Source organism: Mucilaginibacter corticis, from assembly GCF_007558865.1.
Classification (GTDB): domain Bacteria; phylum Bacteroidota; class Bacteroidia; order Sphingobacteriales; family Sphingobacteriaceae; genus Mucilaginibacter; species Mucilaginibacter corticis.
The window spans coordinates 203840-221273 of the sequence record NZ_VLPK01000004.1 but is presented as its reverse complement, the minus strand read 5'-3'; the positions used below and the strand labels follow the sequence as shown (position 1 = coordinate 221273).

Sequence of the window (17434 nt, the reverse complement as noted above, 5' to 3'; positions counted from 1 at the left end):
TACAACTAACAGAATTTATATATTTTTGCAGCTCAAAATATAAGTGATACGATGATAGAGAAATTTTTGCAAGACGAACAAGACCCTAAGGCTATTGAGAAAGTATATACCCGCCTGGTTGACCTGTTAACCACCGGCGAAGAAATAATATACATAGCAGCTCAGAAAAAACCTTTGGTTAACTTATTGCCAGATTGCATCGCCATAACCAATAAACGTGTATTATTTTTCACTCCGGCTAACCTGGGGTTGTCTATAAAATTTGTTGATTTTGTTTGGAAAGACGTTGTTGACGTTTATACTAAAGAAGAGATCATAGGCGCTATATTCAGTGTAAAAACCACCAACGGTGCCGAAATGGGCGTTGATTACCTGCCAAAGGTACAGGCCCGTAAATTATACCAATACGCTCAAGAGCGTAAAGAGTCTGAGCGGGAAGCACGCCGTTTACGCGATCTTGAAGAAAAACGCGCAGAATCAGGCGCGGTGCAGTTTGAAAATCCGTCGCAGCCTGTAGCGGCAGCATATATACCGCAACAACAACCTGTACAACAACCAATACCTGCTGCTCCTGAGCCCAAACCCGAGCCGGTAGTAGTTCATGAAGAACCAAAACCCGATGTATTAACAGAGAAACTTAAAAAGCTACGTACTTTGTTTGATAACGGCCTGATATCGCAGGAAGAATACAATCACAAAAAGTTGGAATTGCTGAACGATTTATAAGAAAATTACGCAAGCAGCCGTGCATCAAATTTAAACGGCTGCTTGCTGATTATTTTAACTTTCTCCATATCAGCATGCAGCGGGTTTAATAAGTAGTTATATTCCTCATTAACTATAGCAGAAGGCACCCTAAGCAGTAGGTGTTGCTTATCCAGCAAAAAACGATTACCGATCTGTTTTAAAATATTTTGTTCGGGATACTCGTTCCAGTGTTCGGGCAACGTTTTAGTATCTAAGGTGATCGAAGCATCATCGGGCGATTCAACTATCAGCATGCAATAATCATCCGGAATGTTTGTAGGGCTTAAATGCGCCAGCGCCTCAAGCACGGCCAATGATCTTGACGAAGCCAAGTAGACCATCGGTTTACCTTCGCTGTTCCAGCGGCCGCCGTATAATCGGGCGCCATTGCCGCTCAGATCGGCATAAGCGGTTTTAACTATCCTGTAAAGCAGCATTTAGGCAAAAATACCGTGTTCAATACGGCCCAGCTCTTTAAAAACAATATCAAAACCGATAGATGTATCTAAAAGAGAAACCGGTGCCACGCCTTTAAAAACATAAAGCGGGGTTTTCATCCAGGCTTTAAATTTATCTAAAGAGCCAAATACTTCTTCGCCACGGGTATAAAGGCGCGCTAACTCAACGGCCTTTTCTGCATACTCAGTTTTGATGATCTCGGTATCATCATAACGCTGCAAAGTACGCTCAGAAATATGCATAATGTTAGCAAACTCTTGTAAGGTTAGTGATATCCGTTTAGCAAAAGCCATTAAAAGGTTTTTAGGCAAACCCTTGCGCGTAGTATCAAGGATATCAAAATCGCTCATAAAGTTAAACTGCACTGTAGTATTGCCTAACAGATTGCTAAATAAATTACTGGATTGCACAGCATAAACGGCCATAGGCTCATTTAAACTGTCATTTTTGATATCATCGCTCATATATCAGACATTTATCCAAATATATAAACATTTTGTCGCAATATCAAATTATTCAACAACAATTAAGAAATAATTCTTCTTTCCTTTTTGTGCTACCAAAAACTTCCCGCCAATTAATGCATCTGCGTTATATACACTTTCGGGTGACTCAATTTTAACTTTGTTAATAGCTACGCCACCACCTTGTATCATTTTCTTAGCCTCACCTTTTGATGCAAAAACCGCAGTACTTGCAGCTAACAAATCGACAGAGTTAATACCTGCCTGCAGATCGGATAAAGCAATCTTAAAGTTAGGCACACCTTCAAACAAACCAATCACTTCAGCTTCGTTCAATTCATTTAAAAACTCGATGCCGGTATTGCCAAATAAAAACTCAGATGATTTAATAGCTTTTTCATACTCGGCCTCACCGTGTACACGGATAGTGATATCTTTTGCCAATGCTTTTTGCAGTACGCGTAAATGAGGCGCTGCATCTTGTTCGGCTTCCATTGCTTCTATCGCTTCACGTTCAAGCAAAGTAAAAATTCTTATGTAGGCTTTGGCATCTACATCGGTAGTATTTAACCAGAATTGATAAAATTGATAAGGTGTTGTACGTGCCGGATCAAGCCAAACCGCCCCGCTTTCAGTTTTGCCAAACTTAGTACCATCAGCTTTTTTAATAAGCTGAGTAGTTAAAGCATAAGCTTCGCCTGCATCTTTACGACGGATCAGTTCTGTACCGGTTACTATATTTCCCCATTGGTCAGATCCTCCCATTTGTAACACGCAATCGTTATGTTTCCACAAATAATAAAAGTCATATCCTTGAACTAATTGATAGGTAAATTCAGTAAACGACATGCCCGTATCCCCTTCAAGGCGTTTTTTTACCGAGTCTTTGGACATCATATAATTTACAGTGATATGTTTGCCAACATCTCGTATAAAATCCAGGAAAGTAAAACTTTTAAACCAATCGTAGTTATTCACCATTTGGGCGCTATTTGCCCCGGTGTTAAAATCAAGAAATTTTTGAAGTTGTAGCTGTACTGATTCAAGATTATGTTGTAAAACATCTTCAGACAATAAATTACGCTCTGCGGATTTACCTGAAGGATCACCCACCATACCTGTAGCGCCGCCAACCAATGCATAAGGTTTGTGACCAGCCCTTTGAAAATGGATCAATGTCATAATCTGGGTTAAATGGCCAACATGTAATGAATCGGCGGTCGGGTCAAACCCGATATAGCCTGATGTCATACCTTTATTTAACAGGTCTTCAGTTCCGGGCATAATATCATGCAGCATGCCCCGCCAGCGTAGTTCTTCAACAAAATTCATTGGTGTAAATTATCTTTTTCATTCCCGTTATCCATCGGGACGCCAAAGATAACAGATTATGTGCTTTGGTGCAGAAAAGAAAAACAATAGCATTATTGTTAATTTAATAACTATTAAGCATTAAAAATTAATTTAATGCTTAATTACATGTTACTACGGGTATTTTTTCCTACTTTTAGCTTGAGGCACATGTATGAATTTTTTATCTCATTATTACTTTGACCGCAACGTTAACGACTGTTACTTTATATTGGGAACCGTACTGCCCGACTTGTTAAAGAATGCCGATAAAACCATCATATTGCACCCTGAAAAACTGCACCATGCCGATCCAAAAGTAAACAGCATAGTAGCGGGATGGAACAAGCATTTAGAGGTAGACCGTCATTTTCATTCGGCTGATTTTTTCACAACCCACTCGCACCGATTAAAAAAACAGTTGATCCCAGCCATTGCCGGGTCGCCAGTTAAGCCATTTTTTTTGGGACATATAGCTGTCGAGCTGATCATTGACAACCTGTTGCTTACCACTAACAAAGTAACTGCGGATGATTTTTACAATCATTTAAAGCAATGCGATATTCATGTAATAGACGATTTCCTGGTTAGTGCCGGGCTAACAAATAACGACCGCTTCTTTCATTTTTACGATGGCTTTAAACGATCAGAATATTTGCACACCTATGCCGAGGCCGACCAGATCACCTATGCTTTGAAACGCATTTGTATGCGCGTATGGGAAAACCCTTTTACCCCACAGCATGAAACATTGATGACCGACGTGCTGATTGCTTACCGGCATTTTTTATTGCCTGATTTTATGTCAATTTTTACCGAGATCGAAAGCAAATTATCAGCGGCATAGCTATCATTTTCACCACCTTAATAGGCTGTGGGTAAGTAATATGGGCAAAAAACAGCCTTTATCTTACAAAAAGCCTTAAAAATCAGCATTTAACATTAAATAAAATTTCTTCGAATAAAATATAGTCGTACCTTTGCAGTCCCAATTAACAAATTGGGAAAAGGAGATAAATTATTTAATGGCAAAAAAACAAGAAGCAGAAAAAGAATTAAAAGCTAAAGAAGCAGAGCTGGATACAGTTACTGCGACAGGCGAAAAAGAAACTATTGAGTCAGAGGCTGATTCAATATCAATCGAAGAGATCAAATCTCAAATTGCATCAGTACCTAACGCAGATTTTGACTGGGATGCTGACGACAAAAAATTTGGTAACTACAGCGACAGCGAGCGCGAGAAAATGGAGAAATTGTATGATGGAACTTTCAGTTCGATCACCAAGGGCGAAATTATCACCGGTACTGTTGTAAATGTTAACAACAAGGATGTAGTATTAAACGTTGGATTTAAATCTGATGGTTTGGTATCTGTTTCTGAATTCCGTGATACACCTGATCTTAAGATCGGTGACAAAGTTGACGTATTTGTTGAGTCACAAGAAGATGCTAACGGACAGTTGGTACTTTCTCGTAAACGTGCAAAAACTCAAAAATCATGGGAGAAAATTAATTCTGCACTGGATAACGATGAGATCATTACCGGTTTTGTTAAGAGCAGAACAAAAGGTGGTCTGATTGTAGACATCATGGGCGTTGAAGCCTTCTTACCAGGTTCACAGATCGACATTAAACCTATCAGGGATTATGACGTGTACGTGGGCAAAACAATGGAGTTTAAAGTTGTTAAGATAAACCACGAGTTTAAAAACGTTGTGGTATCGCACAAAGTGCTTATCGAAGACGATTTGGAAAACCAAAAAACCGAAATTGTTGCCAAACTTGAAAAAGGCCAGATATTGGAAGGCACAGTTAAAAACATTACTGACTTTGGTGTATTTATTGACCTTGGTGGTGTTGATGGCTTATTACACATTACAGATATTTCATGGGGCCGTATTGAGCATCCAAGAGAAGTTTTATCATTGGATCAGAAGATCAACGTTGTTGTTCTTGACTTTGATGATGAGAAAAAACGTATCGCTCTTGGCTTGAAACAATTAACTCCTCATCCTTGGCAATCACTTGACGAAGCAATCCAAATTGGTTCGAAAGTTAAAGGCCGCATAGTTACCGTTGCCGACTATGGCGCTTTCTTAGAGATCATCCCGGGTGTTGAAGGTTTGATCCACGTGTCAGAAATGTCATGGTCTCAAAACCTGCGTAATCCGCAAGAGTTCTTAAAAGTTGGTGACGAAATTGAAGCACAAGTATTGACATTAGACCGCGACGAGCGTAAAATGTCATTAGGCATCAAACAATTAACTCCAGATCCTTGGCAAAATGCTGCCGAACGTTATGCTGTTGGTACACAACACGTAGCTACAGTTAAAAACATGACCAACTTTGGTGTGTTTGTTGAACTGGAAGACGGCATTGACGGCTTGATCCACATCTCTGACCTTTCATGGTCTAAAAAAATCAACCACCCTAATGAATTCACTAAAGTTGGTGAAAAATTAAACGTGGTTGTTTTAGAACTTGATGTTGAAAACCGTAAATTAAGCTTAGGCCACAAACAATTAGAAGAAAACCCTTGGGATACTTTTGAAACTATCTTCACTATTGATTCAATACATGAAGGTACCGTGTTAAAAGTAACTGACAAAGGCGCTATTGTTGCTTTACCTTATGGTGTTGAAGGTTTCGTACCTACCAAACACCTGGTTAAAGAAGATGGTAAGAGCTTAAAAGCTGAAGATACAGCTGACTTCAAGATCATCGAATTTAACAAAGAAAACAAACGTATCGTTATTTCACACTCACGTATCTGGGAAGAAGCTCGCGCTGACGCTCGTGTACAAGATTTCGAAAACCGTAAAAAAGAAGCAAAATCTGCAACTAACGCGGTTAAGAAAGTGAAAGATTCGGTTGAAAAATCAACTTTAGGTGATTTAAGTGTACTTGCCCAATTGAAAGAACAAATGGAAGGTGCAGAAACTAAAGCAGCTGTTAAAAAAGCAGCAGCAGCTAAAAAATCTGAAGAAGAAGCTAAATAAGCTTTAACCAATATTTTTTTCAAAGCCCTGTCGAGCAATCGATGGGGCTTTTTGTTTTTTGAGATTTTATTTATAGATTTAGTTATACTCTAAAAGTCTGTACATTACAACCCAAACCACTTAACAATTAAAGATGAAAAGAATCTGGTTAACAGTTATTTTGTTGCCCCTGATGCAATGCGTTAGAGCCGGAGATTTGGATTCTTTAATATCAATAAAAGGATATTATATCACCAAAATAAGTAAAGCCGACATTGTCAATTACTACAAGCAGAAGCTAAGGGAACAAAAAGGGAAGTCTTTTTTTGTGATGACTGATATAGAACATACCAGCTTTTTTTTGCCGGTGCAAATTGAAGGAAAAGTATTATTAAACGCCGATAATCTTAAAGATCAAATCAAGCATCACAATGATTTTAACAAGGATACCTTATTTTATATGCCTTTATCAAAACGTAGTGAAGAATATATAAAATATTTAAGTAAAAAAGAAATAGATCTGTCAAAAGTAATCAGCCTGTTTAATCAGTTTCCTGGCAAAGGGTTTTATTTTACAATTAAAAGCCACAATGATTATCTATATAAATGTGTCTATTTAGAAGCCTATGCTCAATATTTTGAAGTAGAAAACAATAGCATCAACAGACTTAAAATAGATGCAGACATAGATGCCGTTAACAGGAATGCAGCGAAAATTAACCTGTACTTAATTACTAAAGTAGCTAAGTACAACGTGGATGTAAAACCAAAAGGCCTAAACGTATGGAATAAGTTCAAAAATTAGTTTAGTGCCCCGCAGTACCTAACAACCTAGACTGAATGATAAATATTAATTAGATCTTACTTTAATAAATACCGGGAAATTAAATGCCCCAAAAAAATAACCAACGAGTACCACGTTGCCAATGCAATCATAAACCCAAATACAAATTGCACCAGGTTTTCGTATGAGCGGTTACGTACAGACATTAGACAAGGATTTATGTTAGGTTACTGATTATCAGCAACGTAAATATAACATATATTCCCGAAAGGTGTAATATTTATTATTTATTTGAATTACCCATTTTGATATAAGATCATGTCCACGTTTGCCTAAGAAAATCTATGTACACAAGTAATCACTAAAATTATTACCTTTGCCCAAATCCACCCATACGATGCAAAATCTAACGCTGCTCGACGGTCAAAAATTTCAAATCACCATACAACGTCTATGTCGTCAGTTAATTGAAAATCATAACGATTTTTCACAATCTGTATTAATTGGCATTCAGCCACGCGGCATTTATTTAGCCAAACGTGTTGCCGAAGAGTTACGCAAAATACTGCCCGGGCATACTATTGAACAGGGCGACCTGGATATAACCTTTTACCGGGACGATTTCCGCAGGCGCGAATCGCCTCTGGTGCCTAATCAAACCAAAATAGATTTTATTATTGAGGGCAAAAAAGTGATCATGATGGATGATGTGCTTTGGACAGGCCGGACCATACGCGCGGCAATGGACGCCATGCTTGCCTTTGGCAGGCCTGAAAGAGTAGAGCTGCTAACGCTGGTGGACCGTCGCTATTCGCGCCACATCCCCGTAGCTGCAGATTATGTTGGTATTGAGGTTGATTCCATCGCGTCGCAAAGAGTTGTGGTTAGCTGGAAAGAAACAGATGGTGAGGATAAGATAGTTTTATTATCAGAAGCTAAATAGTGTAGGTTAAAATCAAAATATCGAACACTGAATTTTGAATTTCGAATTACGAAGTATAATAATGGCTGATAACAAATTTGATTTAGAAGAAAGATTAATAGATTTTGCCGTTATAATATCAAACATTGTTGAAGGTTTGCCTAACACCAGGCTTGGAAACTATATCGCCGGGCAACTGGTACGTTCGGGATGTTCTCCGGCGCTAAATTATGGAGAAGCCCAATCGGCAGAGTCAAGAAATGATTTTATTCATAAAATGAAAATCATATTAAAAGAGTTAAGAGAATCTTTTATCTCTCAAAAAATTATAGAAAGGAAAAAGCTGTTCGCAGTTAACGAGGTAGTATTGGTAAAAGATGAATGCAATCAACTAATATCAATTTTTGTTAAAAGTATTGATACAGCAAAGAAAAATAATCTAAAATAAATCATACAGAAAGGCTTCTAAAATTCACCTTTCTATTATTTAACATTAAATAACTCATTATTCGATATTCGTCATTCGATGTTCGATATTTTAAAAAAACATGGCAGGACTGAGCACAAGACATTTATTAGGAATAAAGGATCTGAACGTATCCGATCTTCAATTGATATTTGAAACTGCCGATAATTTTAAGACGGTGCTAAACCGCCCGATAAAAAAGGTTCCATCGTTGCGTGACGTTACTATTGCCAATATATTTTTCGAAAACTCAACCCGTACCCGTTTATCGTTCGAGCTTGCCGAGAAACGTTTATCTGCCGATGTGGTAAATTTTGCTGCTTCATCTTCATCAGTTAGCAAAGGCGAAACCCTGATAGATACCGTAAACAATATCCTGGCCATGAAAGTGGATATGGTGGTAATGCGCCATCCCTATGCCGGTGCTGCTACCTTTTTATCAAAGCATGTAAAGGCCCAGATAGTAAACGCCGGAGACGGAGCACATGAGCATCCTACTCAGGCATTGCTTGACGCTTTCTCTATCCGCGAACGATATGGCGATGTTGCCGGTAAAAAAGTGGTTATTGTAGGCGATATCCTGCACTCGCGTGTAGCGCTTTCAAACATATTATGCCTGAAACAGCTTGGTGCCGAAGTAATGGTTTGCGGCCCTACAACGCTTATCCCAAAATACATTGGCGCACTGGGCGTAAAGGTTGAGCATGACCTTATCAAGGCCCTTAACTGGTGCGATGTAGCCAATATGCTGCGCATACAGCTGGAAAGACAGGACATCAAGTATTTCCCTTCGCTGCGCGAATATACGATGCTGTACGGCCTTAATAAGCAGATCTTAGACTCGTTGGATAAGGAAATAACTGTAATGCACCCCGGCCCTATTAATCGTGGTGTAGAGATCACCAGCGATGTTGCCGATAGTAAGCAATCCATCATATTAGACCAGGTAGAAAACGGCGTAGCTATCCGCATGGCGGTGCTTTACCTGCTGGCTGGTCAAACTCCATAATAAACTATTTGCCCATGAGATTGGTGAGGGGGATAATATTATTGATTTTGGGGCTATTTGTTGCTGTAAATACATCAGCCCAAAGCCTTCAATTAAAAAAGACAGATTCAGTATTCAGGCTGATAAAAAAGTACAGCAAAATCAAAGATGCTGACGCAATTTATGACCTGGCTGCCATCCGGTTTAAGCAATCTATTACGCAGGGAACGTTCCGCGATTACCTCTTTCGTGAATTATTTGCGCTTGGCCCGATAAAAAAAGACTCGCTCTTATCCTTTGTAAACAACCTTACCGCAACCTACAAAATGCAGATGGACGCGGTAACCATGCAGCTCACCATAAGTATTGGCGACAACGATAAGCTGACCTATTTTAAACTGGAACCATTTACAGAATTTGTGAGCAATAAGTCAGCACGCGTGGTGTCAAGCAACGAATTAAAAACCACGTTGGATAAAAAAGTAGATTCGGTTGTGAGAGGCTATATCCAGAAATCGAATACGGTTGGGATGAGCATAGCCATTTTTAAAGACGGGCAATCGCGCACCTATAATTACGGTGAAACCAAAAAAGGCAATGGGCAGTTACCTAACATCGGTTCGATTTATGAGGTTGGTTCCATCACCAAAACTTTTACGGCTACCCTATTGGCCTGGTATGTTAACGAGGGTAAACTGAGCCTGACCGACCCCATAACCAAATACCTGCCAGACTCTGTGGCAACTAATCCATCGTTAAAGAATATTAAATTGGTTAACCTTACCAATCATACATCGGGTTTACCCGGTCTGCCTTCAAACTTTACCGCGCAGAAAGCTTACCAGGAAACAAACCCCTATAAAAACTATAACAAGGGTATGCTTTTTAGCTATCTGAAGAATTGCACTTTAAGAAGCGAACCGGGTACTCGATATGCTTATTCCAACCTGGCCGTTGGCTTACTGGGCATTATTTTAGAACGTATAAACGGTAAACAATACGAGCAGTTAGTAAGCGATATTATCTGCAAACCCTTAGGTATGAATAGCACCGTACAACATTTATACCCGCTAATTTCAACAAGATTTACCACAGTTTACGATGAGAATGGCAGCCAGACACCAGCCTGGGATTTTGACGCGCTGGCAGCCTGCGGCTCATTACGATCGACCATAAACGACCTTTTGTTGTACACCAAAGCCAATATGGTTAAGGCTGATACCAAACTGTCAAAAGCATTTGAACTAACCCACCAAATTACTTTTAGTAATGATACCAAAGTGGCCATGGGCTGGCATATCATTAATGTAGATGGCGTGAATTATTATTTCCACAACGGCGGCACAGACGGCAGCAGCAGTTTCCTGGCTTATAATATCGAAAAGAATATAGCGGTTATTATCCTGTCAAACTCAGGTGCAAGCACAGATACTACCGGGGTTGGGCTATTAAAGTTACTGCAGTAATGACCCAAAAAAAGGATGATAGAATATCTAATCCTATCATCCTTGAATCCAAAGAATCTTAGTCCAGTCTTAGTTGTCTTTTACAATCTGCCCGTCACGTATCTCATCGGTAGCAACTTTAATTATTTTATCGCCGGATTTTAAGTCGCCGTAAACTTCTGTATTATCGCCTGATTGGATTCCCTTTTTAACGTCAACCCAATGTGCATGGTGATCAATAACCGTAATAACAAACACCTTCTCTGTCGAGGTTACTACAGCGCTTTTAGGGACGATAAGCGTACTATCTCTTGATGGCAGCGGAACATCAACTTCGGCAAACATGTGGGGCAGCAGCTCTTTATTTTTGTTATAAACGTCCATCTCCAAACGTTCAGACCTTAGCTTTTCATCCAAAGCACCTGCAAGCCTTACAACCTGGGCCGTGTATTTTTTGTTAGGGATCGAGCGTACGCTAAAAGTGACCTTATCTTTATTATTAAGGCCACCGGTCGAGCTTTCAGGGATAGAGATCACCAGACGCATTCTTTTTTGATCCTGCACAACAAAAAGCGGCACGTTGCCATTACCACCCGAGCCAACATAAGCGCCCGGGTTTACATTACGTTGTGTAATGACACCATCAAACGGCGCGCGTATTTCAAGGTAATTCAAGTTAGCGGCTACACCTGCATAATCTGACTTTGCGGCTTCAACATTGGCAGCGTCCGAGTTTTTCTTGGCCTCTGCCTGTTCTAGATCATTTTGAGATATGGTACCGGGCGTTTTACTGGTATTTACCAAGCGGTCGTAAGTAGCTTTGCTGGCAAAATAAACTGCTTTTTGCTGCTCTATTTTTGATTTTGCCGATGCCAGTTGCGAGTTGATCTCTGGCGCTTCAAGTGTTGCCAACAACTGTCCCTTGTGAACTTCGGAACCTATATCAACCATTAACTTTTTAACATAGCTGTTTACCTTGGCATACAGGTTAACTTCCTGGTAAGGTATTAATTCGCCGGGTACAGATATGCTTGAGTTTAGCTTACCTTTTGTAACAGTTATTAAAGATACAGCCGGGGTATCAATGGCGTTAACCTGTTTTACCGTTGCATCCTGCTCTTCTTTTTCTTTTTTATCCTCACCGCACGAGGTTAGGAAAATAGTACCCATGGCTAAAGCCATCAGGGTAAGTACCGATTTATTTTTAGTGATGTTCATTGTGGTGCAAAGGGACATAAAATTTACTTTCTTTATCTTCAGGATCTAACGAAACAGATTGTGTGCTGGCACTGCCTTGTACCCAGGCAAATACCAAAGGTAATACTAACAGGGCAGCGAACGTCGACGCGAATAAACCGCCGATAACCGCACGGCCTAATGGTGAGGTTTGATCACCGCCTTCGCCGATACCTGATGCCATAGGGATCATACCTACAACCATGGCCAAACTTGTCATTAATATCGGGCGTACACGCAATGCAACTGCCTCGCGGGCCGATTTTATCGCGTCGCCGTTGTGCATGCGCAATTCTTCGGCATTGGTAATTAACAGTACTGCATTCGATATGGACACGCCTACCGACATGATCATACCCATATACGACTGCAGGTTAAGTGTAGCGCCGGTTAACTTAACCAGCAATAACGAACCAAACAATACTGCCGGCACAGTTGACAACACAACCAGCGAAACTTTGAACGACTGGAAGTTGGCTGCAAGCATTAAAAATATCACAAGTACCGCAACCAATAAGCCGGTCTGCAGGCTATCTAATGTTTCTACCAGTGTATTAGCCAGGCCACGCAGTTCAACAGTAAGGCCGCGTGGTGGTTTGCCTACTTCGTCTACCGCCTTTTGTACATCGCGTGCGGCGCTGCCCAGGTCTTTGTTATAGGTATTGGCAGTTACCGACAATGTAGGTACCGCGCCGATATCGTCATCCTCGCCGTTGGTTGTTTTTTGAGTGATGGTAGCTACGTCGCCCATGTTAGGCCTTGACTGATTGGCTAACACCGGAATCTCCTTAATATCTTCAATACTGGCCATGTTATATTCAGGCACCTGCACCTGTACCAGGTAACTGTAATTGCTTTTCAGATCTATCCAGTTGTTTTTCTCGGTAAACCTTGACGACGATGTTGATGCCGTTAACGTACGTGATATGTCATTGATACTTAAACCCAGTTCGGCAGCACGGGTACGGTCAATGTCGATATTGATAGCCGGGTATTTGTAAGATTGCGCTATCTGTACATCGCGCAGGTAGTCAATTGTTTTAAGCTTGTTGACTATCTTGTTGGCAAAGTCTGCATTTTCCTTTTTATTCTTACCAACAATGGCAACTTCTATTGGTGTTGGCGATCCCTGGCTCAAAATTTTATCTGTAAGCTCAATCGGTTCGAAAGAGATGGCTACATCGGGCATCGCCTTTTTCAGGGCCAGCCTGAATCTTTCTTTCAGTTCATCCAGGTTTTTCACTTTATAGCTTTCTGCAAGGCTGACCTGCATAACGGCTTCCTGCGGCCCGGCCATAAATAAATATATCGGGTTGGTTGAGAACGACGACGGGTGTTGCCCAACCATTGTTGAGGTTATGGCCACGTTTTCACGCCCTACCAAGTTTTCTAACACATGTAAAGCTTTTACAGCGGTAACCTCCGTTCTTTCTAAACGGGTACCATCCGCACCGCGCAATCTTACCTGGAAAGTGCCGCTATTTACTTTGGGCAATATGTCTCGCCCGATAATGTTGAATACTAAGAAAGCAAGACCAAAAGCTCCGATAATATATGCGCACACAATTATTTTGCGGTGCGGCATCATTTTATCTATCAGGTTAAGATAGCCAACTCTGAATTTATCAAACCCTTTAAGGTCTTTACCTTTAATATTTGTCGCATGTTCGGCAGCAAGTTCTTTTTGTTTCCAATGATCTCCTTCGTCATCCATGGCGTAGCCGTCTTTGTGGCTCTTGTCTTCATGCTCGTTCTTCATCAGCCAGTTGGCCATAATTGGCACAAATGTTTGGGCTAACAGGTAAGAAACGATCATGGAGAAACCAATGGCCAACGCCAACGGAAGGAACAACGCGCCGGGGATACCGCTCATGGTAAATGCCGGGGCAAATACCGCCAGGATACAAAACAAGATGAGCAACTTAGGGAAAGCAATCTCCTTACAGGCATCCCATATGGCCAGGGCCTTGGGTTTACCCATATCAAAATGCTGGTGAATATTCTCAATAGTTACCGTCGACTCATCAACCAGGATCCCGATAGCCAGCGAAAGCCCGCTCAGCGTCATGATGTTGATGGTTTGGTGGAACAATGAAAGGAAGAATATCGCTGAAATTACGCAGGTAGGGATCGTCAAAATTACGATCAATGCCCCCCGGCGGTCACCCAGGAAAAGCAATACCATTAAACCGGTAAGTACTGCGCCAATGGCACCCTCTTCGGCCAAGCTTTTTACCGCGTTTATTACATAAATAGATTGATCGAACACGAATGACAGTTTCACATCAGGAGGCAACAATGCCTGGAACTTCGGCATCGCCTTTTTCAGATTTTGAACCACATCCCATGTCGAAGCTGTTGACGATTTGGTGATAGGCAGGTAAACCGAGCGCTTCCCGTTTATCAGGGCATAACCCTGTGTAACGTCCGCCCCATCCTCAACAGTGGCCACATCGCGTAAAAAAACGGTTTGTACACCATTTTTAAAGAGCGGTATGTTACCAAAATCAGGCACCTTAGCTATAGTTGTATTGGCCGGCGCCAGGTAATTTAAGTTACCTATCCGCACGTTACCCGCAGGTGTGTTTTGGTTATTGTCGCGCAGGGCCAGTACTACCTGGTCCGGCGTTAAATTATGTGACCGCAGCGCATCCGGATCAACCTTGATTACAACTGTACGCTGGTTACCACCAAACGGAGCCGGCGCCACAAGGCCCGGAATAGTTGTAAACGCCGAACGGATATATATGGTAGCAAAGTCAAGCAATTCGTTGTTGGTACGTGTCGGGCTGCTTAGTACCAATTGGCCCACAGGTAAGGTAGAAGCATCAAACCTTAAGATAAACGGTGGCTGTGAACCCTGCGGGAAACCGGCCTGGGCACGGTTGGTATAACTCGTGACCTCCGCCGCCGCCTGGGCCATGTTTGTACCCTCATAAAAAGTTACTTTAATTAGTGTTAAACCCTGTATATTTTTTGTTTCGATACTTTTAACACCCGAAACGAACAATAATAAGTTAACATATTGCTTGCCGAAATACGCCTCCATCTGGTCGGGAGTAAAACCGCCGTAAGGGTGCGAAACATAAATAACCGGCAGATTAAGATCAGGGAAAATATCAATCTTAATACTTCTTATCGCGCTTATACCAAAGAAAAACAGCCCTGCTACTATAACAAGTATAGTAATTGGCTTTCTGAGCGCACCTTTAATCATTCCCATTGTAAAACCTGTATCTTTTATTAAAAATTATTCATGAACACACTCAGATCGCCGGTAGCCGCGGCTTTTGACAGCACTGCCTGCCATACATTGTTTGACACGATATCCTTGTCAACCTCGGCTCGGTTAAGCACATACAGTGCCTGCGTAAAATCAACAATGTTTGACAGCCCGTTCTTGTACAGTGCAAACTTTTGATTGTAAGCGTCGGTAGCGGCCTTTACCTCAACAGGCGCTTCGTCGTAGTTTTTTAAAGCGTTGGCTATGCGGGTTTCTGCTAGTACCTGCTGGTCTTTTAGCTGCTGATTTACCAGTTCGTATTCGTTACGGTACTGATCTGATGTGAATTTTTGCGACTTCACCTGGTAATGCACCCTGAAAGGGTTAGTGATATTCCAGATAACTGCCGCACCTAATAAGTAGTTATAGCGGGTTGGTTTTACACCTGCACCGTAGTTTGAAGTATAATCGTTTAAGTTGCTGCTGCCATAATCTGAGTTAAAGCCTGACCCTCTGCCCTGATAAACACCAAACAAACTGAATGTTGGATAGCTGAACGTACTAAAATATTTCGCCTGCTCATCGCTCACGCCTATACGGTTACGATAGTAACGCAGTTCAGGGTGATCATCTAAAGGGATAAGCGGATTAACGTTTGGCTTTGGCGGGGCTTTGGTTACAAAGGTGCTATCCAAAACAAAATCCTGCGGCGGGATACCCAAATATTGCGCCAGTTGGTTGCTTTGATCCTGGACAACCTGCTGCGCATTGGTTAAGGCTATCCTGGCGTTTGATACTTCGGCATTTGCCAGTGAAGAATCAACACCCGGGTTCAGGCCGTTTTGAACGCGGGCAATTACAACCTTTTGTAATTGTACAGACCGGTCAAGGTTATCCTGCTGTGCTTTGCTCAATTGTTGCGCTACCAGCAAGTTTAAATAGGTACTCGCTACGCGGATCTGGTGTTGAAATTGTTCTTGTACCAGATCAGTTTCATTAAGTGCAACTACCGCGCCCTGAACTTTGGTTTTCTCTCTTGCTTTGCCAAAGGCAAAAACGTCCCAGTTGATGTTGCTTACATACAATGAACCAAACGCGGCATTGTAATTTTGATTTGCAAGGGCAGGCCCTGATGACGCTACAGACAAACCATGATACCCAAACAAGGGCCCGGTTTGGCCGTTCACAGTGCCGTAATCCTGCTGAGCAGAAACGTTCAGATCAGGCAAAGCCTCTGCACGTGTTTCTTTTAATGATGCTTTTGACGCATTTAACTGATTTGCCTTTGCCTTGATGCTGGCGTAGTTGTTAAGCGCTGTTTGTTCTGCATCTTTAAGGCTTAAAATTTTTTGCTGACTTTTAGCCTTGTTGTAAAATAAGATAAAAAATATGCCCAGGAAGACATACTTATAAGTGTAGTTAGACATATCGGGGTGTTATGTGCAACAAAGGTAAATATTAGTTGACCATATAAACTAATGTTTAGCCCAATGTAACAAAAATGTGGTCTAAAAAATGACGAATAAGTATGTGAAATTACCCTAAACGTAAACTTTTAATTTTGAGTAAATGTATATACAAGTTTTTTATGTCCGGGGAATATTTCGATACGCTTGAGGCCAGTTTTAAAATGCTTCGGAGTTATGAACGGGATTAAGCGTTAAACAGTCAAATTATCACCGATTTGATAAATATGATTGAATTTAATACCACGCTTTTCAAAATGCTTACCATACGCCTCGTACCGTTGTTTAATGAAAAACTCTTTAGCGTAGCCGTCATGAACGGGCAGGATCTGTTTGGGTTGCAGCCTGTCGGCAAAATCAGTTATGCGCAGTTCATTGGCGAAGGGCGCCATAGTAACCATGATCAATAACTCAACACCCTGATATTTTAATAAAGCTTCTTCCATCGAATCAACAGGGTGCAGCACCTTATCATTGATCAAAAACCCGGTCATTTGCGGTAAGGGATTATCTAAAATAGGCTCGTGAATAACCGGGATCGCCTGTAATTTAAACAGGCCAAGCTGATGCAGCCCGTCATGCCATACGGTATGTGCGATACCGTGTTTTTGCAGTGCTTCGCCAACCTGGGCGTTGGTGTAAATTGAGGCTTTACTTATATCAGCGATCTTTTTAAGATTGTCAATATCTAAATGATCAGGATGGATATGCGTAATGACGATACCGTTTACATCAGCAAATACTTCTGGTGTTACAAGGCCTTCGGCGAAGGTAAACTTGCCGGGATCAAACAATAATTTATAGCCATCCAACTCAAAAACTAAACAGGAATGCAGGTATTTAGAGATCTTCATAACGAGGGATAATTATAAAATTTAAACCTGAAATAGATGGAAAAGTTTGAAT

Annotated in this window: 15 protein-coding genes; 8 read left to right on the top strand and 7 right to left on the bottom strand. The window is 41.2% G+C overall.

Annotated elements, in window-relative coordinates; all coding sequences use genetic code 11:
- The first annotated feature begins 51 nt into the window (after nt 1-51).
- Complete coding sequence (locus FO440_RS19600) at nt 52-726, top strand: PH domain-containing protein (RefSeq protein ID WP_144249993.1); 675 nt, start codon at nt 52-54, stop codon at nt 724-726.
- Between the two features lie 5 nt (nt 727-731).
- On the opposite strand, the gene FO440_RS19595 is transcribed toward FO440_RS19600, so the two are convergent.
- Genes FO440_RS19595 through tyrS form a run of 3 tightly spaced genes read right to left on the bottom strand, consistent with a single transcriptional unit; the run spans nt 732 to nt 3002 of the window.
- On the bottom strand, nt 732-1184 hold the full coding sequence (locus FO440_RS19595; protein ID WP_144249992.1) for an RES family NAD+ phosphorylase: 453 nt from the start codon (nt 1182-1184) through the stop codon (nt 732-734).
- Nucleotides 1185-1670 (bottom strand): type II RES/Xre toxin-antitoxin system antitoxin, encoded by a 486-nt coding sequence (gene parS, locus FO440_RS19590; protein ID WP_144249991.1) that lies wholly within the window; start codon nt 1668-1670, stop codon nt 1185-1187.
- A gap of 48 nt (nt 1671-1718) precedes the next feature.
- Nucleotides 1719-3002, bottom strand: a complete 1284-nt coding sequence (gene tyrS, locus FO440_RS19585; RefSeq protein ID WP_144249990.1) for a tyrosine--tRNA ligase — start codon at nt 3000-3002, stop codon at nt 1719-1721.
- 193 nt (nt 3003-3195) lie between these two features.
- On the opposite strand from tyrS, the gene FO440_RS19580 reads away from it, so the two are divergent.
- From FO440_RS19580 to FO440_RS19550, 7 genes are all read left to right on the top strand, one after another.
- Entirely contained in the window at nt 3196-3867 is a 672-nt protein-coding gene (locus tag FO440_RS19580; RefSeq protein WP_144249989.1) for a hypothetical protein, read from the top strand.
- A gap of 178 nt (nt 3868-4045) precedes the next feature.
- Nucleotides 4046-6019 (top strand): 30S ribosomal protein S1, encoded by a 1974-nt coding sequence (rpsA, locus tag FO440_RS19575; protein ID WP_144249988.1) that lies wholly within the window; start codon nt 4046-4048, stop codon nt 6017-6019.
- Between the two features lie 133 nt (nt 6020-6152).
- Entirely contained in the window at nt 6153-6803 is a 651-nt protein-coding gene (locus FO440_RS19570; protein WP_144249987.1) for a hypothetical protein, read from the top strand.
- Between the two features lie 376 nt (nt 6804-7179).
- Nucleotides 7180-7725 (top strand): bifunctional pyr operon transcriptional regulator/uracil phosphoribosyltransferase PyrR, encoded by a 546-nt coding sequence (pyrR, locus tag FO440_RS19565; protein WP_144249986.1) that lies wholly within the window; start codon nt 7180-7182, stop codon nt 7723-7725.
- Between the two features lie 61 nt (nt 7726-7786).
- Complete coding sequence (locus FO440_RS19560; RefSeq protein ID WP_144249985.1) at nt 7787-8152, top strand: four helix bundle protein; 366 nt, start codon at nt 7787-7789, stop codon at nt 8150-8152.
- 100 nt (nt 8153-8252) lie between these two features.
- Nucleotides 8253-9179 (top strand): aspartate carbamoyltransferase catalytic subunit, encoded by a 927-nt coding sequence (locus FO440_RS19555; RefSeq protein ID WP_144249984.1) that lies wholly within the window; start codon nt 8253-8255, stop codon nt 9177-9179.
- A 14-nt stretch (nt 9180-9193) separates the two neighbouring features.
- Nucleotides 9194-10624, top strand: a complete 1431-nt coding sequence (locus FO440_RS19550; RefSeq protein WP_144249983.1) for a serine hydrolase domain-containing protein — start codon at nt 9194-9196, stop codon at nt 10622-10624.
- A 69-nt stretch (nt 10625-10693) separates the two neighbouring features.
- Here FO440_RS19550 and FO440_RS19545 read toward each other — a convergent pair whose 3' ends face one another.
- The 4 genes from FO440_RS19545 to FO440_RS19530 all read right to left on the bottom strand — a co-directional run bounded on the left by FO440_RS19545 (nt 10694) and on the right by FO440_RS19530 (nt 17382).
- Nucleotides 10694-11821, bottom strand: a complete 1128-nt coding sequence (locus tag FO440_RS19545) for an efflux RND transporter periplasmic adaptor subunit (protein ID WP_144249982.1) — start codon at nt 11819-11821, stop codon at nt 10694-10696.
- The gene (locus tag FO440_RS19540) at nt 11808-15062 is read right to left on the bottom strand and encodes an efflux RND transporter permease subunit (protein WP_144249981.1); all 3255 of its coding nucleotides are present in this window, start codon (nt 15060-15062) and stop codon (nt 11808-11810) included. The genes FO440_RS19545 and FO440_RS19540 overlap by 14 nt, the downstream gene beginning before the upstream one ends.
- A gap of 20 nt (nt 15063-15082) precedes the next feature.
- Nucleotides 15083-16489 carry a TolC family protein gene (locus FO440_RS19535; protein WP_144249980.1) on the bottom strand — a complete coding sequence of 469 codons (1407 nt, stop codon included), beginning with the start codon at nt 16487-16489 and terminating at the stop codon, nt 15083-15085.
- 233 nt (nt 16490-16722) lie between these two features.
- The gene (locus FO440_RS19530; protein ID WP_144249979.1) at nt 16723-17382 is read right to left on the bottom strand and encodes an MBL fold metallo-hydrolase; all 660 of its coding nucleotides are present in this window, start codon (nt 17380-17382) and stop codon (nt 16723-16725) included.
- Nucleotides 17383-17434: the final 52 nt, after the last annotated feature.

Coding starts and splice junctions, on each gene's coding strand:
- FO440_RS19600 (WP_144249993.1), top strand. CDS start 52: ATGATAGAGAAATTTTTGCAAGACGAACAAGACCCTAAGGCTATTGAG.
- FO440_RS19595 (WP_144249992.1), bottom strand. CDS start 1,184: ATGCTGCTTTACAGGATAGTTAAAACCGCTTATGCCGATCTGAGCGGC.
- parS (WP_144249991.1), bottom strand. CDS start 1,670: ATGAGCGATGATATCAAAAATGACAGTTTAAATGAGCCTATGGCCGTT.
- tyrS (WP_144249990.1), bottom strand. CDS start 3,002: ATGAATTTTGTTGAAGAACTACGCTGGCGGGGCATGCTGCATGATATT.
- FO440_RS19580 (WP_144249989.1), top strand. CDS start 3,196: ATGAATTTTTTATCTCATTATTACTTTGACCGCAACGTTAACGACTGT.
- rpsA (WP_144249988.1), top strand. CDS start 4,046: ATGGCAAAAAAACAAGAAGCAGAAAAAGAATTAAAAGCTAAAGAAGCA.
- FO440_RS19570 (WP_144249987.1), top strand. CDS start 6,153: ATGAAAAGAATCTGGTTAACAGTTATTTTGTTGCCCCTGATGCAATGC.
- pyrR (WP_144249986.1), top strand. CDS start 7,180: ATGCAAAATCTAACGCTGCTCGACGGTCAAAAATTTCAAATCACCATA.
- FO440_RS19560 (WP_144249985.1), top strand. CDS start 7,787: ATGGCTGATAACAAATTTGATTTAGAAGAAAGATTAATAGATTTTGCC.
- FO440_RS19555 (WP_144249984.1), top strand. CDS start 8,253: ATGGCAGGACTGAGCACAAGACATTTATTAGGAATAAAGGATCTGAAC.
- FO440_RS19550 (WP_144249983.1), top strand. CDS start 9,194: ATGAGATTGGTGAGGGGGATAATATTATTGATTTTGGGGCTATTTGTT.
- FO440_RS19545 (WP_144249982.1), bottom strand. CDS start 11,821: ATGAACATCACTAAAAATAAATCGGTACTTACCCTGATGGCTTTAGCC.
- FO440_RS19540 (WP_144249981.1), bottom strand. CDS start 15,062: ATGGGAATGATTAAAGGTGCGCTCAGAAAGCCAATTACTATACTTGTT.
- FO440_RS19535 (WP_144249980.1), bottom strand. CDS start 16,489: ATGTCTAACTACACTTATAAGTATGTCTTCCTGGGCATATTTTTTATC.
- FO440_RS19530 (WP_144249979.1), bottom strand. CDS start 17,382: ATGAAGATCTCTAAATACCTGCATTCCTGTTTAGTTTTTGAGTTGGAT.